This window comes from Pseudoalteromonas sp. SK18 (genome assembly GCF_001974855.1).
In the GTDB taxonomy this organism is placed as follows: domain Bacteria; phylum Pseudomonadota; class Gammaproteobacteria; order Enterobacterales; family Alteromonadaceae; genus Pseudoalteromonas.
Map to the genome: position 1 here is coordinate 1 of NZ_MTQB01000070.1, position 532 is coordinate 532.

A 532-nucleotide genomic window follows, 5' to 3' on the forward strand; every position below is an offset into this window, starting at 1 on the left:
TGCAAGAACAAAACGAGGCAGGCGTATTTGTGTAACCGCATTGATTTGTAGCGCATCAAATTGACTAAAATGCTCAGGGGCTAGCCATGCAATCGCTAAACGCCAATCCCATCCTGCGGCTCCATAGCCTATGCTAAGTAATGTTAAAGCAAAAATGCAGCCATAACTTAATAGCATCCACTTATGCGGGTTACTGAGTGTTATGGCGTTAAAACGATTCAAAGTTAACGTGCTCATAAGCGTGTTTTATACTCATGCAATGCTTGAATCGCAGTTGCAATACGCGGCGACATGCCCAGTGAAAGTAAACTGTCCATGACCAGTAACTGACACTCTTGCGCTGCTTTTAATAAGCGAAGTGTAGGCTGTTTACAAAAGGCTTGTTTACCACCAAGGCTTTGCACAACATGCGCTGGCGCTACTAAAAAATCGGGCTGATTTACAGCCAGTACTTCACTGTTAATTGCTTTAAAGCCTGAGTGCGATGCAGCTATATTGGTAATGCCTGCATAGTTAAACAGTAAGTTGGGCA

2 pseudogenes are annotated in these 532 nt (G+C 43.6%); both read right to left on the bottom strand.

The annotated features are described in order from the left end of the window. Positions 1 to 237: pseudogene (locus BW139_RS18180) on the bottom strand (iron ABC transporter); the annotation flags it as partial. Continuing rightward, positions 234 to 532: pseudogene (locus tag BW139_RS18185) on the bottom strand (hemin ABC transporter substrate-binding protein); the annotation flags it as partial. The pseudogenes BW139_RS18185 and BW139_RS18180, both read right to left, overlap by 4 nt.